This window comes from Krasilnikovia sp. MM14-A1004 (assembly GCF_047159485.1).
Taxonomy (GTDB): domain Bacteria; phylum Actinomycetota; class Actinomycetes; order Mycobacteriales; family Micromonosporaceae; genus Actinoplanes.
Genome location: NZ_AP038773.1, coordinates 6,772,010 through 6,795,464, shown reverse-complemented (window position 1 = coordinate 6,795,464; position 23,455 = coordinate 6,772,010). Strand labels below are relative to the sequence as shown.

General features: G+C 69.2%; 21 protein-coding genes. 17 read left to right on the top strand and 4 right to left on the bottom strand.

Annotated features, from left to right (window positions below):
• Positions 1–97: 97 nt before the first annotated feature.
• From ACMCNN_RS29650 to ACMCNN_RS29640, 3 genes are all read left to right on the top strand, one after another.
• Complete coding sequence (locus ACMCNN_RS29650) at positions 98–1,807, top strand: VirB4 family type IV secretion system protein (protein WP_412747320.1); 1,710 nt, start codon at positions 98–100, stop codon at positions 1,805–1,807.
• Positions 1,808–2,141: 334 nt separating this feature from the next.
• Entirely contained in the window at positions 2,142–2,573 is a 432-nt protein-coding gene (locus ACMCNN_RS29645) for a DUF5131 family protein (protein WP_412743754.1), read from the top strand.
• Positions 2,557–2,901 carry a DUF5131 family protein gene (locus ACMCNN_RS29640; protein ID WP_412743753.1) on the top strand — a complete coding sequence of 115 codons (345 nt, stop codon included), beginning with the start codon at positions 2,557–2,559 and terminating at the stop codon, positions 2,899–2,901. Before ACMCNN_RS29645 ends, ACMCNN_RS29640 begins: the two co-directional genes overlap by 17 nt.
• 23 nt (positions 2,902–2,924) lie before the next feature.
• Here the strand turns inward: ACMCNN_RS29640 and ACMCNN_RS29635 are convergent, their stop codons facing one another.
• Complete coding sequence (locus ACMCNN_RS29635) at positions 2,925–3,329, bottom strand: hypothetical protein (RefSeq protein WP_412743752.1); 405 nt, start codon at positions 3,327–3,329, stop codon at positions 2,925–2,927.
• 53 nt (positions 3,330–3,382) lie between these two features.
• Here ACMCNN_RS29635 and ACMCNN_RS29630 point away from each other — a divergent pair.
• Positions 3,383–4,254 (top strand): IS5 family transposase gene (locus ACMCNN_RS29630; protein WP_412743751.1). Its coding sequence is split into 2 segments (ribosomal slippage): positions 3,383–3,763 and positions 3,766–4,254, totalling 870 coding nucleotides; the frame shifts between segments, so codons are not numbered across the junction.
• On the opposite strand, the gene tcmP is transcribed toward ACMCNN_RS29630, so the two are convergent.
• Together tcmP and ACMCNN_RS29620 are read right to left on the bottom strand one after the other, a co-directional pair.
• Positions 4,226–5,038, bottom strand: a complete 813-nt coding sequence (gene tcmP / locus ACMCNN_RS29625; RefSeq protein ID WP_412743750.1) for a three-Cys-motif partner protein TcmP — start codon at positions 5,036–5,038, stop codon at positions 4,226–4,228. The genes ACMCNN_RS29630 and tcmP overlap by 29 nt on opposite strands.
• A 200-nt stretch (positions 5,039–5,238) precedes the next feature.
• On the bottom strand, positions 5,239–5,865 hold the full coding sequence (locus ACMCNN_RS29620; RefSeq protein ID WP_412743749.1) for a hypothetical protein: 627 nt from the start codon (positions 5,863–5,865) through the stop codon (positions 5,239–5,241).
• A gap of 851 nt (positions 5,866–6,716) precedes the next feature.
• Here ACMCNN_RS29620 and ACMCNN_RS29615 point away from each other — a divergent pair.
• From ACMCNN_RS29615 to ACMCNN_RS29555, 13 genes are all read left to right on the top strand, one after another.
• Positions 6,717–6,998, top strand: a complete 282-nt coding sequence (locus ACMCNN_RS29615; RefSeq protein ID WP_412743748.1) for a winged helix-turn-helix transcriptional regulator — start codon at positions 6,717–6,719, stop codon at positions 6,996–6,998.
• A 93-nt stretch (positions 6,999–7,091) separates the two neighbouring features.
• The gene (locus ACMCNN_RS29610; protein WP_412747319.1) at positions 7,092–7,403 is read left to right on the top strand and encodes a transposase; all 312 of its coding nucleotides are present in this window, start codon (positions 7,092–7,094) and stop codon (positions 7,401–7,403) included.
• Between the two features lie 13 nt (positions 7,404–7,416).
• Entirely contained in the window at positions 7,417–9,939 is a 2,523-nt protein-coding gene (locus ACMCNN_RS29605) for a type IV secretory system conjugative DNA transfer family protein (RefSeq protein WP_412743747.1), read from the top strand.
• A gap of 394 nt (positions 9,940–10,333) precedes the next feature.
• A complete protein-coding gene (locus tag ACMCNN_RS29600; RefSeq protein WP_412747318.1) occupies positions 10,334–11,173 on the top strand; it encodes a replication-relaxation family protein in 840 nt (279 codons plus the stop codon).
• Positions 11,174–11,647: 474 nt separating this feature from the next.
• Positions 11,648–12,478, top strand: coding sequence for a hypothetical protein (locus ACMCNN_RS29595; protein WP_412743746.1), 831 nt, complete (start codon positions 11,648–11,650; stop codon positions 12,476–12,478).
• Between the two features lie 678 nt (positions 12,479–13,156).
• On the top strand, positions 13,157–14,245 hold the full coding sequence (locus tag ACMCNN_RS29590; protein WP_412743745.1) for a M23 family metallopeptidase: 1,089 nt from the start codon (positions 13,157–13,159) through the stop codon (positions 14,243–14,245).
• A 339-nt stretch (positions 14,246–14,584) separates the two neighbouring features.
• Entirely contained in the window at positions 14,585–16,195 is a 1,611-nt protein-coding gene (locus tag ACMCNN_RS29585; protein ID WP_412743744.1) for a DUF4314 domain-containing protein, read from the top strand.
• Positions 16,196–16,605: 410 nt separating this feature from the next.
• On the top strand, positions 16,606–17,109 hold the full coding sequence (locus ACMCNN_RS29580) for a hypothetical protein (RefSeq protein WP_412743743.1): 504 nt from the start codon (positions 16,606–16,608) through the stop codon (positions 17,107–17,109).
• Positions 17,110–17,410: 301 nt separating this feature from the next.
• Positions 17,411–18,331 (top strand): hypothetical protein, encoded by a 921-nt coding sequence (locus ACMCNN_RS29575; RefSeq protein ID WP_412743742.1) that lies wholly within the window; start codon positions 17,411–17,413, stop codon positions 18,329–18,331.
• Between the two features lie 22 nt (positions 18,332–18,353).
• Positions 18,354–19,112, top strand: coding sequence for a GGDEF domain-containing protein (locus tag ACMCNN_RS29570; protein ID WP_412743741.1), 759 nt, complete (start codon positions 18,354–18,356; stop codon positions 19,110–19,112).
• Complete coding sequence (locus tag ACMCNN_RS29565) at positions 19,105–19,557, top strand: DUF3085 domain-containing protein (RefSeq protein ID WP_412743740.1); 453 nt, start codon at positions 19,105–19,107, stop codon at positions 19,555–19,557. Before ACMCNN_RS29570 ends, ACMCNN_RS29565 begins: the two co-directional genes overlap by 8 nt.
• A gap of 324 nt (positions 19,558–19,881) precedes the next feature.
• A complete protein-coding gene (locus ACMCNN_RS29560) occupies positions 19,882–20,922 on the top strand; it encodes an AAA family ATPase (protein ID WP_412743739.1) in 1,041 nt (346 codons plus the stop codon).
• A gap of 21 nt (positions 20,923–20,943) precedes the next feature.
• Positions 20,944–22,542, top strand: a complete 1,599-nt coding sequence (locus tag ACMCNN_RS29555; protein ID WP_412743738.1) for a VWA domain-containing protein — start codon at positions 20,944–20,946, stop codon at positions 22,540–22,542.
• A 529-nt stretch (positions 22,543–23,071) separates the two neighbouring features.
• On the opposite strand, the gene ACMCNN_RS29550 is transcribed toward ACMCNN_RS29555, so the two are convergent.
• Positions 23,072–23,437 (bottom strand): winged helix-turn-helix transcriptional regulator, encoded by a 366-nt coding sequence (locus ACMCNN_RS29550; protein WP_412743737.1) that lies wholly within the window; start codon positions 23,435–23,437, stop codon positions 23,072–23,074.
• Between the last annotated feature and the right edge of the window lie 18 nt (positions 23,438–23,455).

Here is a 23,455-nt window from a genome sequence, read left to right as displayed (position 1 = left end):
CCCCCACGCGCACTCGCGCGAGATACCAGCGGCGGCGACGCGGCTCACCGCCGGTGCCGGAGTCGCCGCCGCGGTGGCGCCCGGCTCGGTGGAGGTGATGCCGCGGATGCTCCGCGTCGGCGACGGCTACGCCTGCACACTGGTCGTCACCGGCTACCCCGCCGAAGTCGGACCGGCGTGGCTCGAACCGCTACTGTCCTGGCCCGGCCGTCTCGACCTGGCCATGCACATCGACCCGCTGCCCGCACCGATCGCCGCCTCCCGACTGCGCAACCAGCGGGCCCGCTTCGAATCGTCGCGGCGGGCCGACACGAGCAAGGGCAAACTCGTCGACCCGTACCTGGAGGCAGCCGCCGACGACGCCGCCGACCTGGCCCAGCGGCTGGCCCGCGGCGTGTCGAAACTGTTCCGCGTCGGGCTGTACCTGACCGTGCACGCCCGCACCGAACCCGAACTGCTCGACGCGTGCGCGCAGGTGAAAGCCGCCGCCGCGTCCACCCTGATCGAGGTCCAGCCCGCCACCTGGCGGCATCTCGCCGGGTGGACCACCACCCTGCCCATGGCCACCGACTCGCTGCAGATGCTGCGCACCATGGACACCCAGGCCCTCGCGGCAGCGTTCCCGCTGGCGAGCCCGGATCTGCCCGCGCCGCTGCCCGGCGACCCGCAGAACGTCGGCGGCACCCTGTACGGCCTCAACCCCGACTCCAACGGGATCGTCTGGTGGGACCGCTGGAGCCAGGAGAACCACAACTCCGTCGTCCTCGCCCGCTCCGGCGCCGGGAAGTCGTACTTCCTGAAGCTGGAGATCCTGCGCAATCTGCACCAGGGCGTGCAGGTGTCGGTGATCGACCCGGAGGACGAGTACCTGCGCCTGGCCGACGCTGTCGGCGGCAGCATCGTGCGCCTCGGACACTCCGGGGTGAAGATCAACCCCCTCGACCTGCCCATCGGTGACACCCGCCCCGACGTCCTCACTCGCCGCGGCCTGTTCCTGCACACGCTCATCTCCGTGCTGTTGGGACACCAGCCGCCACCGCAGGAACGGGCGGCCCTGGACCGGGCCATCCTCGCCGTCTACCGCCGCGCCGGTATCACCGCGGACCCCGCCACCCACCACCGCAGCGCGCCGCTGCTCGGCGATCTCACCGCCTGCCTGCGCGATGACGCGCAGGACGCGGCGGCCCAGCAGCTCGCCGCGCGCTTGGCGCCGTGGGTGGACGGGTCGTTCTCCGAGCTGTTCAACGGGCCCACGACCACCCGGCCCGACGGGCACCTGGTCGTCTGGTCCCTGCGGCACCTGCCCGACGAGATCCGCACCGTCGGCACCCTGCTCGCCCTGGACTCGACCTGGCGCGGCGTCGACGCTCCCGGCGCGAAGGGCCACGGCGTACGCCGGCTCGTGGTGGTCGACGAGGCGTGGATGCTGCTGCGCGACGGCGAAGGCGCGAGGTTCCTGTTCCGCATGTCGAAGGCCGCCCGCAAACGCAACGCCGGGCTGACCGTGGTCACCCAGGACGTCGCGGACGTGCTGGGCACCGACCTCGGCCAGGCCGTCGTCGCCAACGCCGCCACCCAGATCCTGCTCAAACAAGCGCCCCAGGCCATCGACGCCGTCGGCGCCGCGTTCGGCCTGACCGCCGGCGAGCGGCGGGCGCTGCTCACCGCCCGCACCGGCCAGGGGCTGTTGATCTCCGGAACTCAGCGGACCAGTTTCGAGGCTGTCGCCGCGCCGGAAGAACACGCACTGTGCACCACCAGCCCGGCGGACCTCGCGGCGCTCGACGAGCAAGACGACGACCCCTAGTCCGGCAGCCGTACCTAGTGGCTGACGATGTACCGGGCCTGGACCGTTGCTGGCGTCGCATTCGCCCTGTTCACGGCGATGAACTTCTACACCCATGCCCGCATGTTGATCAACTTTAGATCGGACGGTCCGGATTTCGCTGTGATCGCCGAGCGAACAGGGGCCAGAGGTTAGTCCACGACCTGAACTACATCGCGGCGTTGGTCCTGGTGACGCGCCGCTGCCGATTCGCCTGCCGATAGCCCTGGGTAACCGATGGGGTGCGACTTAACACGAATCCTTCCCACCCGTACGGATGTTCGACAGGATGGGTGAACCGACGGAGGTGCACGCTGTGGCGGACAACAGCACGATCGAGTGGACTGAGGCAACCTGGAACCCAACGACGGGCTGCGATCGCGTTTCCGTCGGCTGCGATAACTGCTACGCCCTTACGCTGGCGAAGCGGCTGAAGGCCATGGGCTCTGCGAAGTATCAGACCGACGGAGACTCTCGGACGTCCGGGCCTGGTTTCGGCGTTGCCATCCACGAGGACACGCTGGACATACCCCGGCGGTGGCGCGATCCCCGAGTCGTCTTCGTCAATTCGATGTCGGATCTGTTCCACGCCCGCGTACCGCTGGAATATGTACAGCGGGTCTTCGCCGTCATGCGCGAGACTCCGCGGCACACCTATCAGGTGCTCACCAAGCGGGCCGCAAGGCTGGCCAAGGTAGCACCCCCAGATCGACTGGCCAGCGAACGTTTGGATGGGCGTCAGCGTTGAGGATGCCGGGCAGGTGGGCCGCATCAACGACCTGCGGCGCGTCCCGGCCGCTGTGCGGTTCGTGTCAGCGGAGCCCCTCCTGGGCCCGTTGCCAGGACTGGACCTGGACGGCATCGATTGGCTGATCGCCGGCGGTGAGTCCGGGCAGGGTTGCCGTCCCATGGATCCCGCGTGGGCTCGTGACCTTCGAGACCAATGCAAGGCCAGCGGGACGGCGTTCTTCTTCAAGCAGTGGGGCGGTCGAACGCCGAAGGCGGGAGGCCGGCTCCTGGAAGGACGCACATGGGATGAGATGCCGTCAGGTCGGCGGCTCTCGGCGGTGGGATAGCGATCTGGATGCTGATGATGCGGCTACGGGCGACTGAGGGTTGCCTTCCAGAAGTCACCTATGCCGTCGTGGTCGACCTTCGCCGGGTGTAGTCGCTTGACCGCTGCGCGGGCGTGTCGTTCCCACGCTTGCCCAAGGACCGCACCGTACACCTCTGGAACATGGTCGGCTGGCTTGAACGAGCCCATGCCGGTCAGCATCTTGTCGATGTTGCTGGCGATGGTGAGGGTCCACCGTTCCCGGTTGTCAGCCTCGTAGCGGACAGGATCGAACACCGGGACTTCGCCGAACAGGGAAACCTCCCCCCGCGGCCCTTCCTTCTTCATACGCTCGGAGAACCACGCAGCGGTCCAGTCGCGCCCCGCTTGACCCAGCGAGTCAGCGAAGCACCAAGCCCCCTCGCTGCTCGCGGTCAACAGCGTCAGCACATACTTCGGGACTAGGCCGTGTCCTGCCGATCAGTTGATCAGTTCTGATTGATGTGTCAGGTGTTGGACGTGGCGAGCTGACGGACAAAGCATGGGCAGTGATCGAGCCGTTGCTGCCCGAGCCGGGTCGCAGGTCGGGGCGGTGGCGCGATCACCGCCAGGTCATCAACGGGATCCTGTGGAAGCTGCGCACCGGCGCTCCCTGGCGGGACCTTCCAGACCGGTACGGGCCGTGGAAGACCTGCCACGAACGGCTACGCCGGTGGACCGACGACGGCACCTGGGAACAGATCCTCGCCAAAGCGCAGGTGTACGACGACGGTCAGCCAGTCGAGTGGGTCATCAGCGTGGACTCCAGCGTTGTGCGTGCCCACCAGCACGCCGCTGGCGCCCACAAAAAGGGGGATCTACCGGCGGTATCGCGATACCAGCGCAGGATGGTGAAGCGCTGGGCCGGTCCCGGGGCGGCCTGAGCACCAAGATTCACCTGGCCGTCGACGGGCGGGGCAGACCGTTGTCGGTGCTGCTCACCGCAGGGCAGGCCGGTGACAATCCGCAGCTGTTCGCGCTGCTGGACGCGATCCGGGTACACGATGGCGGGCCGGGCCGGCCACGGAAGAAGCCGGACATGCTGATCGCCGACAAGGCCTACGCCCACGACCCCACCCGGCGGGAACTACGCCGCCGCGGGATCGCGCACACCATCCCGGAACGCGTCGACCAGGTCGCCCGCCGGGCCGCGAAAGGCAGCCACGGCGGACGCCCGCCCGCCTTCGACAAGCAGGTCTACCGGCAGCGCAACGTCGTGGAACGCTGCTTCAACCGGTTGAAGCAATGGCGGGCGCTGGCCACCCGCTACGCCAAACGCGCAGCCCTCTACCGCTCATCACTGCTACTCATCGCCGCGTTGATCTGGCTCCGATGATCGGCAGGACACGGCCTAGGTCGGGACGAGGACGCACTGGCATGCTGACGGCTGTGTACCGAGTGCCTGACGTCAGGCGGCGCTGGTACTCGGCGCAGACCTTGAGGGCCACGTCCGTGGCGCGGGCCTCATCGCGGGCATCGTGGACTTCGGCGAAGTAGTCCTGCCACCAAGGTCCGTCGAGGAACCTGTCGAGGCGGGCAGCGGTCTTGCTGTCCGCCTCGGACAGGCGCCCCTTCGTCCGCCGGGCGGCGTGCACAGCTCCGCCCATACGAGCAACACTACGCACGCTGAAGTGCAGGAGGACTTCGGTTGGTGGCCATTTCGGCCGGCCGAGCAGGTTGTTCCTGATGAGGTGAAAGTCGAGGGCTGGACCGAACGGATCGAGGAACGCGAACAGGGCGGCCTTCTCCGTGAGGACCAGCAGCTCGGGTAGGTGCTCGTCGAGTGAGCCGTGGCGGAGCACAGGCGGTGTCGGACCGCCCTTGTCGGAGAGCGCCTGCTGCAGGTCGGCGAAGTTCTCGTCGTCCTGCTCGACGAAATAGCCAACGATGTTGCGAATGCTCTGAAGGCGTTCAGCGGCGCGCACGAACAAGAGCGGGGAGCCGGGTGCGCCGTCCTTGTACTGGCCTCGACCTGCGTAGCCGTCGAGGAAGGCGACATGGTTGCCCTTGACGGCTACGCCGGTCTTGGAGGCGAAGACGACCGGATAACGCTTGATGATCCCGTGCTTGAAGACCGCCTCTGCCTGCTTGGAGTTGAAGAAATCGTCATGGTCGCTCAAGAGTCCCCCCCTGACGCACCGTGTTGTCACCGTAGCGGACGGCACTGCTTTCCAGAAGGGGTGCTCGGCGTCGGTGTACGGGTGGAGATGCGGAGTCGCGACGACGCCGAAGATCCGCATCCCACGGAGGGGCCCGTGGCGTCCTCCGCGGCCGCCATGGGCTCAGGAATACCTGAACCCGCCGCCTAAGTTGTCCGTAGCTAGAGTTCCTCTAGTTTGGTGACGATGCTGAATTTTCGAATCGAACAGCCACCGCTGCCTTCGTCAATAACGAGATTCAATTTCTGAAGGCTCCCTGACGAACCTCCTAGCCACATTGCGATATCGGCGACCTTCGCCGGCACGTCACTGCCGGCCGGGAGAAATAGTCGCTCCACCGAACTTGACTCTGGGTGCGGCGCCAGCAGCGACAAGACTTCGCCGAGACAGCCTGCGGCGAGATCAGGCACTGCCGCCAGGTCCTCGACAAGCAGATCACCAGCGTCAGACGCGGTGGTTCCGAAACGGAAGTGCCCCATCGAGCCGCTACAGTAGACATTCAGGTAGTGGCCTAAGAGCTTGGTTGCCTCGGAATGTTTGAGGTCGTTGGGCGCGATTTCGTCCTCGTCAGTAATCCAAATGAGGTTCTGCCCGTCACGCCGGACCCCCTCGACCAGGATCCCTGCCAAATGACCTACTCGGGTGAGCTTGCCGAATGAGCGCTGAGCCCACGGCCCCAAGGGGCCGATCGTAGTGTCTGAAATATATCCCTCACTGAGGCGGTCTGTCGCACGCTTGTCCAATGCAAAGTTGACCAACAGGCCCTGCAGTTGATCGGTGGCCGTCAAGAATGCAAGCAAAGACCGCATACGCACCGGTCATTGAGGGCCTTGTAGGACATACGGCGTTCGTTCCCGAGCGAGCGCTCACGGAGCAGTTGCCGCTCGGTGTCGAAGCCCTGCAAACCATGAGCCGTAGTAACAAGGAAGGACAAGACCTCGTATCGCGCCTGTTTGTGCGCTCCACCGTAGTCGCTAAATATCAGTAGCGACGGAGAGCCACGCAATGCGCGGAGGGAGACATCAGTTACATGACCGGAATTTGAAATGTTGTCACTGATGGTGTCAGCCAGGCCAAGTTTGGGCCTTGAGAGCGTTCTCCAACTGGAGCCGTTACGCTGACCCGTTTTCATGCCGCCGCCCCTTCAAGTCCGGCCGTTCGTCGTGTCGGGAGGCGCGTGCCCTAACGGCGAGGACCGTGGAAGCCTTCCATGCGTGACCGCGTGACTACAAGTGGTATCTAGTACGGCAGCCGCCGTTTGGGATCTTGGTTAGGGTTAGTGAACGCGGGGCGGTCACCGCGTGATCGTCTGTATGTTGTGGACAAAAATTGGTATCGTGCGGTGGCCGCTGGTCACAGCGTAGACGCCGCCGGATGCCGGCAGGTTCTGGACCGGGTAATCGCTTCCTTCGCGGGCCGGTTCGGCCGGGTCCAGCCGCGCCGGGCGGCGGCAGGGTTAGTGACCGGTCTGCTGGCTGATATCGAGGTCAAGACGTGCTGGCGGGCTTGCTGAGCAGGCCGGGCATGACCGGCCGGACGCGATGCAGCGCCTGCTCTATCGGGCGGTGTGGGACGCAGATGCCGTCCGCGACGACCTGCAGGCCTTGATCTGGATGAAGGCGGACGCCGATCCGACCGCGTGAGCGACCTCGCCGCGGCCCTCGACATCGTCGGAGCACGGTGGGCCCTGCTCATCGTGGAACGGCTGCTCGACGGGCCACAACGCTACGGCGATCTGCAGCGCAACCTTGGCGGGCCGACGAACATGCTCGCGACACGCCTGCGCGAGCTCGAAGCGGCTGGCGTGCTGTTCCGCCTGCCCCTTCGACACAACACTCGGGCTTATGCGCTGACCGATCGCGGGCTCGCCTTGCGCGAGGCGATCGTCGCACTCGGCAACTGGAGCAGGAGCGACGCCTAGGAAAGCTTCCCTCGGATCAAGGTGGCTCGTTGACGAAGCGTGCCGGTTCGTCGATGGATCCTTGGTGACAGGTGGGCCCGGTTGGAGCCCTAGCTGCCGGACCGGTCGCCGCCACGCGGCCGATGGGCCGACCACCGCGAGGTGATCGAGGCGATCGCCTGGGAGTACCGCACCGGCTCACCATGGCGGGACCTGCCCGACAAAGTCGCCGTGCACTATCAGGCCGCACTCACCCTCGCCGGCATCCTGCTCTGGATCAAACCAGGATCCGAGAGACGCTTCCTAGCCACAGCTGAACGTCGAGCGGAACCTCGCCCCACCCGATGGGCCGGGCGCCGCTCGGACCACACACCCCCACGTCCGTCTTCAAGCCCGCGTACCCGCCGCCCGACTCGACACCTCTGATGAGGACACCGTCATGAGACCACCACCGTTGCTGCTTCACGCGCCGCCGGCGCCCAGCCCCCGCCCGGGGCCGGGCGCCGACTTCGTTTCTCCCGCCAGCCGACCCGCCCAACTGGTCATCGACACCGCCGTGTGGGCGGCGCACCGGCCGTGGCTGCTCGCCGTGGCCGCCGCAACCCTGCTCGTCTACGTCGCCGCCCGCAACCTCCTGGAAGTGTGGCGGCACCGCTACCACGCGACCGACGCAAGGCTGATCACGATCGCGCCGCCGCCGGAGGTCGACCCGCACAGCTCGGCGGCCCTGTGGGCGAACCTGTCCGGCACGCTCACACCCTCCCGCAGACGCCGGCTGATCTACGGCAGCCCGCATGTGGTCTTGCAGTACACCTGGACCGGCCGCCGGCTGCTCATCAGCGTGTGGGTACCCGGCAGCGTCCCTCGCGGCGCCGTGGAGGCCGCGATCCGCGCCGCGTGGCCCGGCGCCGCTTGCACCGCCGACAACCCGGCTCCACCCATCCCGTCTACCGCCACGATGGCCGCGGGCGGGCACCTGACCCCGACGGCGGCGGAATGGCTGCCGTTCGCCACCGAGCATGACAGCGACCCGCTGCGCGCCCTGATGTCCGCCGGCTCGCAGCTCAAGGCCGACGAGCACGCCTGCGTGCAGATCCTCGCCCGCCCTGCCGGGCCCCGCCGGGTCGCCCGGGCCCGCCGCGCCGCCGGGCGCATCCGCGCCGGCAAGACCGCCGCCCCGACGATCAACCCGGCGGCCCCGTTGCTCTGGCTGATCGAGGCATTCCAGACCGGCTCCTCCCGGCGCACCAGCTCCGCGATGCCGGCCGCACGCCGCGATCCCGGTATCGAACGCGACGTGCGGGCCATCCTGGACAAGACCGCGTACCCGCTGTGGCAGACCGGTATCCGCTACGCCGTCGCCCGCACCCCCAGCCGCGCTGGCCTGCTGTCCGATGGCCGCCTGCGCGGCATCGCCGACACGATCGGTTCGGCGTTCGCCGTCTACACCGGCCGCAACCGCCTCGCCCACCGCACCCGGATGAGCTCCCCGGTCGCGGTCCTCGCCGGTCGGCGCCTCGGCCCGGGGTTCCTGGCCTCCGCGCCGGAACTTGCCGCCCTGGCCGCGCTGCCGCAGGACCTGGCCGTGCCCGGCCTGGACCGGGCCCGCGCCCGCGCGATGCCGGCCCCGGTCGCGATCGCCGCCGGAGGCCGGGGGACGAAGGTCCTCGGCGACGCGGAGATCGGCGGACACGGCATCGCGTTGGGTGTCGCCGACGCTCGCTATCACCTGCACGTCATTGGCTCGACCGGGTCGGGCAAGACGACGCTGCTGGTGAACATGGCCGTCGACGACATCAAAGCCGGCCGCGGCACCATCGTGATCGACCCTCACGGCGACATGGTTCTGGACATCCTCGACCGCATCCCCGCCAGCCTGGCGCACAAGGTCGTCATTTTCGACCCCGACCAGCCCAACCCGCCCACCATCAACCCCCTTGAGGGCGACGACCCGGACCTGGTCGTCGACAACCTCGTGTCGATCTTCGGCAACATCTTCGCCAAAGCGTGGGGGCCACGGATGGACGACGTCATGCGGGTCGCCTGCCTCACCCTGCTGCGGCACGCGAACGTCACCCTGCAGCACATCCCACCGCTGCTCAACTCGGCGCAGTTCCGGTCGGCGATGACCGTGGGCCTGGATGACCCGGCCGGGCTGTCCGGGTTCTGGCAGTGGTACGACGAGCTCAACCCGGCCCTGCGCTCTCAAGTGATTGGCCCCGTCCTCGCCCGGCTGCGGTCCTTCCTGCTGCGCGACTTCGTCAAGCGCACGATGCGCTACCCGAAGGCCAGCTTCGACATGAACAAAATCCTCGACGGCGGGGTTCTGCTGGTCCGGATCCCGAAAGGCACCCTGGGCGAGGACACGTCGAAGCTGCTCGGCTCGCTCATCCTGGCGCAGGTGTGGCAGGCCACCACCGCCCGCGCGAAACTCGCCCCGGACCAGCGCCGCGACGCGTCCCTGATCATCGACGAGGCGCAGAACTTCCTCACCCTGGCCAGCAGTCTCGAGTCGATGCTCGCCGAGGCCCGCAAGTACCGGCTGTCGATGACGCTGTCGCATCAGGACCTGGCCCAGTTCCCCCGCGACCTGCTCGCCGCCGCGTCCGCGAACGCCCGCAACAAGATCTATTTCACGTGCGCGCCGGAGGACGCGAAAGTCCTCGCCCGGCACACCCTGCCCGAGCTCGACGAGCACGACCTGACCCACCTCGACGCCTACACCACCGCCACCCGGCTGGTCGTCGACGGCCGGCAGCTTCCCGCGTTCACCATGAAGACCCGCCCGCCCAAGCCCCTCGTCGGGGAGGCGACCGCGATCCGGCAGATCGCCGCGCAGGCGGTGCCGCCGCAGGACACCACGGCCATGAACGACCTCGTCGAGCAGTACTCCCGCCGCGGCGACACCAACAGCGGCGGCGGCAAGGACAAACGCTCCGACACCGATCCGCGCCGCAGTTGAGCCCGACGCCGCCGGCATCGCGAAACCCAACGTCTGTCAACGCCGCGCTCCGGGCCGGTCCTGCCCCTTCCCGCAGAGCTTCACCCGCCCTTCACCACCGATCACCCTTCGCTCACGCACCGTCATCGCTGTGGTGTCTGTCAAAGCAGCACAGCGGCCGTGAGGTCCGACGACCGTCGACGCGAACAGTTCCCGACACCCTCCCCACAGGAGGGTCACCCTCCCTCTCTATCTCCCCAGGAGACCCCGCGTGTCATCCGAACTCCCCTCCACCGACCGGTACCCCGGTCCCCTCGAACCTCCGGGTCCTCGTCCTCCGTTCCTGGCCCCCGAGCCCTCCGCCGGTCCCCGACCTCGGCCCTCCCCTGCGCGTAGCTCGTCCAAGCGGGCCAGGCTGAGGCTGCTCGCCCGGCTCACGATCCGCGACCGGCAACTGCTCGACTGGCTGGCGGAGCACTACCTGCTGTCCACCGACCAGATCGCCGTCGCGCTGTTCCCGTCGAAGCGGGCGGCGACGCTGCGGCTGGCTGCCCTCTACGAGATGGAGGCGGTCAACCGGTTCGTCGACGTCACCACCGGCACCCGGCAGCACCTCTACGCACTCGGCCCGCTCGGCGCGCTCGTACACCCGAGCGCCTACAACGATCCCGACCGGCCCGACGCCCCGGCACCGCGCACGGCGACCGATCGCACCGAGCGGATCGTGGGCAGCCGCAAACTCGCGCACCTGCTCGGCACCAACCAGCTGTTCATCGACCTGCACGCCTACACCCGCGCCGACCCGAACGCCCGGCTGCTGCGCTGGTGGTCCGAGCAGCACGCCACCGCCGCCTATGCGCTGTCCGGGATCCGCCCCGACGGGCACGGCATCTGGCAGGTCGGAGACCGCACGACCGGATTCTGGCTCGAGCACGACCGTGGCACCGAGAAGATCGCGACCGTCCTGGGCAAGCTGCGCAACTACGCCCGGCTGGCCGAGGTCGGCCCGCGTTACCCGGTCCTGCTGCGCGTCGCGTCGCGGCGCCGCGAACGCAACCTGCTCGACGCCCTCGCCGGCGTACCCGCCGGGCTGCCCGTCGCGACCGGAATACACAGCGAGCACCCCGCCGGCCCGGCATGGACCGTCGCCGGCGACGCCAGCGGCTTGCGCCGCTGGCTGCACGAACTGCCCAGCGACCACGGCCCGGTCAACACGGCCACCAACCCGCACCGCTACAGCGGCCCCGAAGACTGACCCCGCCGCCACAAGAAACGCGGCGCAGCACCATCCCGAAAGTCTCACAGCCGCTCACAGCCCGACCGAAATTCCGGTGCGAAAGTCTCACAGCCCAGGTCAGAGCCGGTTTCCGCCCGACTGCGGAAGACCGGCGCTGTGAGACCGCAGCGGTACCGTCAACGGCACCACACCCACCTCCACATATCTCCACCCCCGGTTCGGTCCCACCGAAGGGGACTCCCGCCGCACCACCACGGTGCCGTCACCCACCCGTCTCTTGCAGGCCGGTCGGTACGCGCACCGCGCGGCGGCCCTCTCCGGTCGCACCCACCACCACGATCTCGCGAACCCGGCGGATCGCCCGCACCACCGCGCGACCCCGCGAACCCTGCGGATCGCCTTCCACACCCCTATCCCTGACTGGTCCACGCACCCGGTGGACCGGTCCCTTTCCGCGTGTCCGCACACGCCCGCACAGATGGAGGACCTGCCATGGCCAAGACCGCCACCACCGCGCCGAGCAGCAACGGCAGCACCCCGGCGCCGGCAGCCACAGCCGCGCCGAAGCCGACCCGCGGCACTACTGCGGCTGCGACGCCTGCCGCGCCTGCCTCCGGGAGTTCCCGGACCCAGCCGCAGCCGGCCGTCACGCCCACTCCGACGATCCGCACGATGATCGTGCTGCTGCCCGACGCCGTGCCGCACGAGTCGCTCACCGCACACGCCCTGGACCGGCACTTCGGTGTCCGCGGCGTTCTGGAACCACGATTCTGGGCCGCACCGACTCTGAAGCTGTGGCAGCGCGGGAAGATCGTCGGCTTGCGCAAAGGTCGCCCGGCCCCCTGCGCGGGAGGACCCGCCCGACTACTCGACCTCGCCGGCCTGCGCCAGGCCGCCGGCGTCGGCGCCGGTATCCGGCACCAAGTGTGGACCCACGCTGTGCGAGGCACCCGCCCCGCGTACCCGTGGACGACGTACCTGGCCAAGCACCTCGCCGACCCGGCGAACTACAGCTGGGACGACGCCAAGAACGACTTCAACACCCAACCGCGCGTGAACGCGATGCGCATGCACAACGCCGTCAACCCCGGCGCCGGACACCTCGACCTGTTCGACATCGAGATGTTCCAGGCCGGGCAGATGGCCTACCAGCACCACAGCGCCGTCACCGCGATCTGCGCAGACGCGCTGCTCTGCGACAACGGTGTCCGCCTCGCGCCCAGAAGCGACACCCTCGCGGACCGCACCACCTACATCGAGCAGGCACTACGCGTACTCGACGCGATTCGCGCAGAGCAGCGGCTCATCGCCGTCAGCCTCTAGCTGGCCCACACACCCCGTCGGGACCGCTCGCCAACCTCGAAGACATTCGAGACGGCAAGCGGCCCGCCCGGGAACGGTCCCCGGCACGACGGAGGCGACCACGTCCAGCCGCAGCTTTGCCAAGCGGTGCCTCGCTCCGCGCTGATTCCGACCGAGGCCGCGCTCCCGTCCAGCTGACCATTGCCACCCCCGCCGGCCGATCCCCGGCACCGCCACACCTGCGCGATCCCGAGCCCCGGCGCCCGGCCCGGTCAGCTTCCGGACGCAAGCGCCGACGCGGCGCACGCAGCCCTACCACGCCGCTCCGCGTTGAGCGCCGCCAGCCGCCAGCCGCCAGCCGCCAGCCGCCAGCCGCCAGCCGCCAGCCGCCCTCGGCAGGGGCAGCCACCTGCACGTCCGGCCGTCGAAACGGCCGCCTTTCCCTCTTCACCATCCCGGGCCTCCGTACGGGCCGCCGCCTTCCTGGCGCCCTTTCACCGTAGGTCCTGGCAGCGTCCCGGCTCGGCCGCGACGCCCAGCCGGCGTGACAGCGACAGCGCGGCCGATCGCAGCGCTGACAGCGCGGCCAAGACCCATTCGCACGACTGACGAAGGCCGCGCGCACGCCGACCACCGGCATCGCGCGACCTTCGCCATGCCCACTCGATTCCACCTTGAGGTATCCAGGGAGTGACCGCCATGAGCACCCGACTGCTGTCCTGGATCGCCGCCGCGGTCGCCGGCACCATCCTGCTCTGCTCAGGGCTGGCAACGATCCTGATGTTCGGCGGCGATGGCGCCGCCATCGCCGCCTGCTACACCACGGCCAGCGCCGCGCCGAGCGGACCGTCCGCCGCCGCGAGCGCACATGTACCCAGTCCCGGCGGCATCGGCCCGATCGGTGAATGGAACGCCGAGCAGGTCGGCAACGCCGCCGTCATCATCACTGTCGGCATGCGGCTGCATATCCCCCCGCGTGGCTGGGTCATCGCCGTGGCCACCGCGATGCAGGAATCGTCGCTGATCAACACGCTGGGCGGTGACCGCGACTCGATCGGCCTGTTCCAGCAACGGCCGTCACAGGGCTGGGGCACGCCCGAGCAGTTGCACGACCCGCAGTACGCGGCGGCCAAGTTCTACCAGAAGCTGCAGACCATCGGCGGCTGGCAGGCGATGCCGCTGACCGAGGCCGCGCAGAAGGTACAGATCAGCGCCTATCCGGACGCGTATGCGAAGTGGGAGGTCGATGCCAGCCGACTGGTCGCCGCTCTCACCGGCGTCAGCGCTGGCCTGGCCGCCTGCGCCGCGACGGTCAGCGCCCAGGGCTGGACCCAACCGGTGCACGGCAAAGTCGGCTCCGGATTCCGCACCGCCGACCGTCCCACCCACGACGGCATCGACCTGATCGTGCCCAAGGGCACCCCGATCCACTCCGCCTCGGCCGGGACGGTCAGCCGGGTGCGATGCAACGCGATCGACGTGCGGACCGGCGGTGACTGGGGCTGCGACCGCGACGGCGACCCGAACCTCACCAGAGGCTGCGGCTGGTACGTCGACATCGACCATGCCGGCGGGGTCGTCACCCGCTACTGCCATCAGCTGATTCGGCCGTACGTCCATGTTGGACAGCACGTCAACGCCGGCGACGTCATCGGCATCTCTGGCAGCAGCGGCCACTCCAGCGGATCTCACGTCCACTACGAGGTCCACCTCGGCGGTCACACGTCAGCGACCGCGGTCGACCCAGCGCCCTTCATGGCATCTGTCGGCGCGGCCCTGAGCCAATGAGCCGCGGGCCGCTGCCAGCGTTGCCGCTCTCTCCCGACCGCGCAAACGGAATGCGCCATACCTGACCGATCCCGGGCCGACGGCCACAACGCCGCCCGCACAACCCACACCCCGACGCTCCAAGCGGCCCGACGCCGAACCTTCCCACGGCCGTACCACTGCGGCGCTCGCGCTACCGGCCGTATCCGCCGGGCCTTGACGGTCCTGGGCCTGGTCCGGCGCGACGTCACACCCGCACATTCAGCGCCCGTAGGCCCAGGGGCAGCAGACCCAGAACCGTGGGTGTCGTCCGTACGCGACGGCACCCGAACGACCACGACCAACGATCGGAGAACAGTCATGACCATCTACCAGCCGGGACAGCGTGTCGCCCTGGTCCACACCATCGACCCGCACACCGACCTGCGGCCCGGTGACGCCGGCACCGTGCGCCGCCACGACCAGCACCTGCACATCGTTCACGTCGACTGGGACAGCGGCTCATCACTGTCGATGTGCCTGGACGCCGGTGACCGCGTCGAGCTCCTCGACCCCGCCGCAGCCGGCCCCCAGCCGTCCGGCGACACCGACGGGTGGACGGCCGCCCTCGCACGGCTACGCGCCGCAGGCGCCGAGGCCGGTCGCGGCGCCGCCGACTGGTGGGCACAGGACACCATCGGCGGCCGGGCCACCGGCGACGTGCGAGCCATCGCCCGGCGGATCCTGGCGGGGATCGACGACGGCGACCCCGCCGTGCTCGACGGGCTGCCGACGTTCACCCCGCAGGCCTACGGCCACGACGACCGAGACACCGCCCAAGGTCGCTACACCGAAGCCACGCAGGGTCAGATGCCGCACTGGCGGGACCTCACCGACGTCCAGCGGGCCGAGACCATCGACGCGTTCCAGGAAGCGTTCGAGGCCGCGGTGCTCGAGCGGGTCACTGCGCTGTGTCACCTGGCAGCCAGCCCGACCGGTGCCGACGTGTCCCACCTGCACCCCAGCCGGGTCCGGGTCGGCGGCGTCGGGGTCTTCGCCGGCGACTGGGCCTGGACCGCCGACACCAGCGGCGCGGACCGCATCGCGGTCGGGTTCGTCGGCACCCTGATCGACCGGTGGAACGGCTGGGCGGTGTTCTCCTGCACCCGCGAAGTGGCCGAGGCGATCGTCGCCGACCAGCAAGAACAGCGCCGCGACCTACGTGAGTCGCTGCACCGCCACGGCGTGCCGGAGCCCGACCTGGACCGGCAGGTCAACATGCAGCTGACCGAGCTGCGCTTCGACGGCGACGTCATCATCGCCGACCAGCGCGCCCAGTGCGACGACCCGGAGGCGATCGAACACATCAGCCCCAGCCGGGACGGCCGGTACGTGGTGATGGGCTGGAACTGGTGCTGGCAGGCCGTCGACCCATACGACTGCGACCGCATCCTCGGTGACCTGCCCAACCCGGGCCACGAGCAGGACTTCGAGCTGCTGCGCCACACGCCAGGCATGCGCGTGCCGCACACCCGCCTCCAGTTGACCAACATGCGGTACCAGCCCGTCTCCACCGGGCTTGCCTTCACCGCCACCCTGGCCCTGGACGGCCGCCCCCTCGCCACCGTGACCGACGACGGCGCCGGCGCACCCACGCTGGACCCGGCCGACCTGACCGCCATCCATGACGGCCTGCGCGCCTACCTCGGCCACTGCCGCTTCCACGGCAGCTCCGTCGACATGCCCCGGCTGCTGCAGGCATTGGCCGACGAACACTTCCTCAGCCACGCCGTCGCCCAGGCCGAAGTCGACGGCGGCACCCAACTCCGACTCGTCGACGACGCCGGCCACACCCGCGCTCTGCGGCCGGTCACCCCCGCCCCGGCCGGGTTGACCGCGCTGCTGGAACTCGGCCGCTCCCTCACCTGCGGCCCCGGCCAGCAGTGGCAGATCTGGACCGGCACCTCCTGGTTCACCCTTCCTACGCCCTAACCGGACCCAGCCCCTTACGACCTCAGTTGCTGAGAGAGCGGTGTCTGGATGGGCTCCGACATGCTGCTGCGCAGCCTGTGCCTGCCCACCGGGACCACGCTCAACCTGCCCGCCGCGACGGCCAACGACCTTAGGCCGCGTGCCACCGTCGACGACCTGCCGATCCGCCCGCGCGGTCACCCGGCACGACCGGGCGCTTCGTGGGCCACCCGGCCGGAGCGGCGCACATCCAGTCGGGGCCAGCGATCGGCTACATCAGCGCCGGTCAACCCCCGCACCGCCCCAGTCCCACCGGGTTCCCGGGCGCCCCGCCGCCCTTGGGAGCCCTTTCGTGCGCCTGTAACGCATTCAACTTCGATGGGAGCCCGACGTTGTTGCCCTTCCCGACCAGCCACGCCCTCACCGCCGCGTTGATCACCGCGATCCAGACTCCGGACCTAACCGCACGACTTCCGACTGTGCTGTTCCTGTACGAAGTGGCCAACACCGACACCGAACACCTCATCCGCTGCCACGTGGTCCGACCGCGGCACAGCAACGGCGCCGAGGGACTCGACACGACGATCGTCGGCCGGATCGAGGCCCTGACCCACGGACACACCGAAACCCAGGGCCCGATTCCGGCGCTTATCGCGGCGGTCAACGTCACCACCGGTAACGCGTCCGGCTTCCGGATGCTCGCGTGCGCAGCCCTCGACGACGACATCGTCATCGCCGCCAACGAACCCCACGGATGCCGACGTCTGGACGCCGTCGACATCGATGGCCGCGTCTACCAGCTCACTCGGTACCACGCCGAGACCCACCCGGTCGTCACAGTCGACGACGCCGACGGACCACGCGATACCCCCGCGACCATCCTACCGCTGCAGACCGCCCTGAAAATCGCGGTCCGCCTCGCCAGCCGCGCGTGAGGCGACCACCCGCGTGGTTGCCGAGCGAACACGCCGGTGAGGCCGTGCATGGCGCGCCGTTCCCGCCATCGCCAGCGGTAGGTGACGGGCTCGGCACCGTAAAGCCGGCGTCCACACGTCCTCCCGCGGGACGTCACAGACGTGACCTGCCAGCACTTGCTGGCAGGTCACGTCATCTGTCGCCCGAGATCACCGCCACACGTCCGCGCCGGACGGCAGCCATCTGGACGGGCGACTTGAACAAATCCCGCAACGAAGCGTGGATCAACTCCACGCCCTACTGGAAGGAGCACCGCCAGTCATGACCGAAACCACCCCACCCGCCGCGACCGCGGCCCAGCGCATCGTCGCCGCCATGTGGACACTCGACCGCCCGGCCACCCCGAAGCAGATCCAGGAGGCCGCCGGCGTCGGCTACTCCACCGTCAGCCCCGTCCTGCGCCGCCTGCTCGCCGCGAGCCAGGCCGTCAAGTCCGAGGGCAGCGACGGCAGCACCCTTTGGCACATCGTCACCGACATCCCCTCCACGCTCGGCCCCGCGAACGGCGACGCGACCAGCGCCGCCCCAGAACAGCCCAACCCGACCGCCGGAGAACCTCCCACCGACGACGGCGCGGTGCCGGAAAACAGCAGCCCCACCGACGACCCTCGCGCCGAGGCCACGAGCGATCACGCCGACTCGCACCCGGATCTCACCGGCACCCATTCAGCCCTCAGCAACCAGAGTCCCGAGACACTCCCGACACCGGACGGCACCCGACTACCAACGGGCGCACCCGATTCCGACCACCACCCTGCGCCCGCGACCGCAGAACCGGCCGAGCCCGAGCCGAAGCCGGATGCTGATCCGAAGCCGGCGGCCGAACACGAGTCGGTCGGGTCAAACAGTGGCACCCCGGACGTACCGGACCCAGATGCCCCGGCCACGAGGACCACTCGTGCCTACCGCAAGCCGGTCAAGCCTCGCAGGCCCAAGGGAGCATTGCGCGCCGCGATCCTCGCGGCGCTGACAGACAATCCCGACCGCGCGTTCCGGGTCGGCGAGATGTGCAAGATCATCGACGGTGCGGACCGAGACGGAATGTTCAGCAAGGCCGGTCCCGGCGCCGTCGTGAACGCCCTCGACAAGCTCGCCAACGACGGCCACGCACTCCGCGTCTCCGAGGCCCCCGCGAGTTATCAGTTCCAGGCGAAGCCGGCGGGCGCCGACTCCCAGCGGTAAGCCCAGGTCGGCCGTCGAAGCTTTGCACGGCGCGACGACCGACCCGGTGCTCCTTCACACACAAGGAGCCTTTCGAGTGTTGCAGACCTGGCAAGACCTCGCCATCATCGCCCTGACCGCCACCCTGATCGTCGCCGTGGTGGTGATCGTGTGCCAGCACAAGAGCCTGATCCAGACTCGCTACCTGGCCAACCACGACGTGACCACCGGCCTGCCCAACCGTCGCGCCGTCACCGCATACCTGCGCACGGCCCTGCGGAAGGGCCGTGCGACCGGGCTGGTGATGGTCGACCTCGACCGGTTCAAGTCCATCAACGACACCTACGGCCATGAGCACGGCAACGATGTACTCGCCGAAGTGGGCCGCCGTCTGGCCGGCATCACGGCCCCAGCCGCGCTGGCAGCGCGGCTGTCCGGCGACGAGTTCGTGCTGCTGATCGACGGTGGTTACGACCAGACCGCATCCGTCGCCCACGCCGCTTGCAGGATCATCGCTCGTACGGCGGTGCGCGTCGGCGGGCGCGAGGTCCGCGTGTCCGCGAGCGTGGGCTTCGCGACCGCGACCCTGGGCATCTCCGGACGTGAGCTGCTACGTGCCGCCGACATCGCCATGTACCAGGCGAAGCGGTACGGCCGCGCGACGGTCTACGGCATGCCCCCCTCCACAGAACAGCCCGGCATCGGACGTGGACCCCGCCACCGCGACCTGCGCCGCGATACCGGCGACGGCTATCCGGCGACGCCCCCTCCCACCAACGAGGAGTACCCCTCTCATGGCTGACACCACCGACCTGTACTTCGACCTCGCCGTGGCGCTGCGACTGGCCGAACACGCGAACGCCGCACCGGCACACGCCCCCTCGTTCAGCGAACACCAGGAAGGCACCACCTGCCCTGGAGGGCTCGTCTGGGTCAGCGACCAGGGCACCTACCTGATGTCCACCGGACAACCGAAGATCCCCGGCGACGACGGCACCCCGAACCTCGTCGCCTACGCCCACGGCTGGGGACCCGACGACGAGCATCCGAGCGCCGCCGACACCCATATCGGCGGCGACGACTTCGCCGAACACCTGCATCTGCACGAACCACTCGGTCCCCGCAGCGCCTCGCTGCTGGATCTGCTCCGGCGTGGGGCCACGCAGGGATTCCGGCATCTCGTCCTGAAAGCCACCGAGAACACCGTCACCGTCACCGTGTCCCGCACCCGACCCGACGACGCCTGACGGCAACCCCGGGAAGTTGCACAACCGCACCTGGCACGGCCTGCCGTCGTCACGGACGGCAGGTCCGTGTTGATGCACCACCCGGCGTGACGGCCGGCCCCGCGAACGCTGCTCGGGACCACGCCGGATCGCCCGTCTCCGCAGCGCGGAATCAACCAGCCCGCGCACCCGGAGACGGGTGCGCGGGCTCCACCCCAGTCCCAAGGAACGGAGCGCGCCATGCACCCAAACCCCCAACCGTCGGCCAGCAACCCGGCCACGACCAGGGAAGCAACCGGAAAGCCGAGCGCAGCCGGACGCCGATCTGGGCACCTCTACCCCCGGGTGGCCTTGTACCTCGCCGACCACCCCGGCCAGCCGCTGTCGCCCGGCGAGATCACCAAAGCTCTCGACGTTCCCTCCTCTGGGGCGGTGTTCGAGGCGCTGAAACGGATGGCCGCCGCCGGGTACGCCACCCACCAGAGCAATCCGCACCGATTCACCGTCACCCAGGCCGGCATCGACGCCGCCGGGGCACTGCCGCCGCCCGCGCCCCGGCCCGCCGGCAGCTCCACGGCACGCCACGGACGACGCCAACCAGTGACCCGCCCGAACGGCGACCCCTACTTCCCGCGCAAACTGGCCGGCTCCACCGACGTCGACGTCCTGCAACGGCTGCGCGACAAACGCATCCCGGTCCTGCTCTACGGCCCGCCCGGCACCGGCAAGACCGCCGTGGCCGAGGCCGCCTTCCCTGACCTTCTCACGGTGGCCGGGACCGGCGACACGATCGTCGAGGACTTCGTCGGCAACTTCATACCGCTGCCCGACGGCGGCTACGAATACGTCTACGGCCCGCTCGTCACGGCGATGCGTGAAGGCCGGGCGCTGCTGATCGACGACGCCACCCTCGTCCCGCCGAAGGTCCTCGCCGTGCTCTACCCGGCGATGGACGGCCGCCGGGTCATCACCCTGACCGGCTACCGCAACGAACGCGTCGAGGCCGCGGACGGCTTCTACATCCTCGCCGGCCACAACCCCGGTGTGCACGGCGCGATCCTCACCGACGCCCTCGCCTCCCGGTTCGACGTGCACATCGAGGTCACCACCGACTTCGACCTCGCCCGCCATCTCGGCGTGCCCGCCGCCGCCGTGCAGGCCGCGATCCGGCTCAACGCCGACCTCGACGCCGGAAAGCTCACCTGGGCGCCGCAACTGCGCGAACTCCTCGGATTCACCCGCGTCCGCAAGGCCCTCGGCCACAAGGCCGCCGTCGCGAACCTCGCCGGCCGTGCCCCAGAAGACGACCGGACCGAGGTCATCGCCGCCCTGGCCGCGCACTTCGGCACCGGCATCGCCCCCCTGCGCGTCGGCCCCCAACGCTGACCCACCCAGGAAGGACCTGCCATGACACAACCCCCTCACCTGCAGCACGGCCACCCCGACCTGACCACGGTCGACCCGATATGGACGGCCTGGAACAGGGCATGGACCCGACAGATCAAAGTCCTCACCGACCGTGACGACCTTCGCGTGGTCGTCGCCCCTGGAGCCGGTGGCGGCGCACCCGCCTGTTTCTACCCCGACCACCTGCGTATCGAGGTCGACGCCGCTTACCTCGGCGGCAGCCCCGACATCACCGACCCGTCCAAGGCCCGCCACAAAAGAACCGTGGCAACCGGCTACGGCCTACTCGTCCACGAAGCCGCCCACGCTGCCCACAGCCTGTGGATAACTCCCGAGGACACCCCACCGGTCGTCGCCGACGTCGCCGGCCAACTCGAGGAAGCACGCGCCGAGTACCGGCAACGCGGCCGACGACGCTGCGACCGGCAGTGGATACGCCACACCGTCACCACGCTGCTCCTCTCGCAGACCGCCCGGGCGGACGATCTCTGGCACGCTGGACGACTCGCCGCGCTGCTGCTGGCCCGCGTGGACGCCCGCATCCTCACCAGCAAGGACGTCCGCGTGATCCGCGCCGCGGTGACCGCCGTCGCCGGGCGCAAACGCCTACGCCGGTTGCGTGAGCTCTGGCTCCAGGCACTCGACTGCGACGACCACGACGCCAACACCATGATCCAGATCGCGTGGCGGTGGTGCTATGCCCTGGACATCGACCCGGCCCGCCGGCCGGACGTGCCACAGCCCGACCTCGGTGAGTTCGCCGGTCTCCTCGCTGCCGCGCTCCTTGAATACCTGGCCGCAGCCCTCGGCATCACCCCCACGGACCTCCGCCACACCCAGATCACCACCCGCCACGGCGCCCCCGCGACCTGGACGCGCCGCGACCCCACCGAAGCGGAGGTCGAAGCCGCCCGCCGGCTGGCCACCAGGCTCCGGCAGGCCCGCACCCAGCACCGCGAGACCGCCGTCATACCGGCGCCGGTACCGCCCGGCCGGCTGCGTACCCGGCAGGCGATCACTGCCGACGCACAGACCGCGGCCGGGATGATGCCCACCGCCCAACGCTGGCAGCGGCGCACCACGGTGCCCCCACCCAAGCCGACCCTGCACCTAGCCGTCCTCGTGGACGTGTCGTGGTCCATGCGCGAGTTCCAGAAGCCGCTGTCCACGGCCGGGTGGATCCTCGCCCACGGTGCCCGCCGCAACGAAGCCGTCACGACCACCATCGCGTTCGGGAACACGGCGACCCTTCTCGTGGCGCCGCGACAACGTCCCGCGCAGGTCCTGGACATGCAGGCCAGCGGCGGAACCACGGCGTTCTGCGAGGCGGTTAACCTCGCCGATCAGCTCCTCGATCTGCGTAAACGCCACACCGTCAGAATGGTCGCCGTCGTGTCCGACGGCGACCTGCCAGACAGGGCCGCCGCGCAGAAGCTGATCACCACCCTGCACCAGGCCGGCTGCGCCGTCCTCTGGCTGCGACCCGCAGGAATCACCGGGCACACCTTCGCCGATACCACCACCATCCACGTCGCCGATCCGGTGCAGGCCGTCGACGAAATCTGCACCGCCGCCGTCACCGCACTGGCCCGCGCCTGACCTTGCCGGAAAGCCCGTCGCCAGGCTCGACCCATCACCCGGTCACTGCCCACGCGTGGACGCAACGGGCTGGACCCGCCGGCGGCGACATCGCCGCGGGCCCAGCCCTTGCCCACCCGACAATCCATGAGCGGCGGTCATGCGAACAACTACACCTGCTACAGCACCCGGTCGCTTCAGATCATCGAGCGCCTCGTCGGCTTCGAGGACGACGACGTGCCCCGGACCGTCAGCCGAACGACGCACCCGCTGGTGCGATTGCGGGACGGGCAACACTCGTTGCGGTGTCGATAGTGGCTGGCGCTCGCCGCGGCAGTCCCGGGCGGTTCCTGCCCTGCGTCAGGGTCGAGCGCACACGTCAGCCCATGGTTTCTGCGCTCGGCCGCTGCTTGACGGGATCCGACTGTCGAGTCCGAGACACACTCGCCCAGATCCCGCAGAGTAAGAATGCTGATCTTTCTTTGTCTCAAGAGATGGCCCCGAGGCGTGCAGCGGTGATCGTCACGTCGAACTGCGAAGGGCCGAACCCCTACAAGGGCCGATGGTCAGACTCGTGGTTGTCGCCCTGTTGGTCACGCACCCACCAATCGAGTCGTTCGACGTATTCCTTCGTCAAGGGCAGCGCGAGTTTTCCGCGTTCAGTGAGTGAGTAGTACACGCCTTCATGCCTGACCAGACCGGCCTCGACAAGGCGATGCAGTGCGTCGTTGACCGTGTTGCTGCTCGGTACCTCGCGCTGGACCTCCCTGATCAGAGCGGAGTACCTCCACGGCCTGTTTTCCAGCACCGCGAGGATCTCCAGCGTGCTGCGGTGCGAGAAGAAGTGAAGCGCATCGTAAAGCCTGCCGAAGTCCAACCCCTGCCTCCCCGGTGACTTGTAGATCAAGTCGGGCAAGATAGCGAGTATAGACGA

Coding starts and splice junctions, on each gene's coding strand:
- ACMCNN_RS29640 (WP_412743753.1), top strand. CDS start 2,557: ATGGGCGTCAGCGTTGAGGATGCCGGGCAGGTGGGCCGCATCAACGAC.
- ACMCNN_RS29590 (WP_412743745.1), top strand. CDS start 13,157: ATGAGCACCCGACTGCTGTCCTGGATCGCCGCCGCGGTCGCCGGCACC.
- ACMCNN_RS29575 (WP_412743742.1), top strand. CDS start 17,411: ATGACCGAAACCACCCCACCCGCCGCGACCGCGGCCCAGCGCATCGTC.
- ACMCNN_RS29585 (WP_412743744.1), top strand. CDS start 14,585: ATGACCATCTACCAGCCGGGACAGCGTGTCGCCCTGGTCCACACCATC.
- ACMCNN_RS29605 (WP_412743747.1), top strand. CDS start 7,417: ATGAGACCACCACCGTTGCTGCTTCACGCGCCGCCGGCGCCCAGCCCC.
- ACMCNN_RS29565 (WP_412743740.1), top strand. CDS start 19,105: ATGGCTGACACCACCGACCTGTACTTCGACCTCGCCGTGGCGCTGCGA.
- ACMCNN_RS29650 (WP_412747320.1), top strand. CDS start 98: ATGCCGCGGATGCTCCGCGTCGGCGACGGCTACGCCTGCACACTGGTC.
- ACMCNN_RS29595 (WP_412743746.1), top strand. CDS start 11,648: ATGGCCAAGACCGCCACCACCGCGCCGAGCAGCAACGGCAGCACCCCG.
- ACMCNN_RS29555 (WP_412743738.1), top strand. CDS start 20,944: ATGACACAACCCCCTCACCTGCAGCACGGCCACCCCGACCTGACCACG.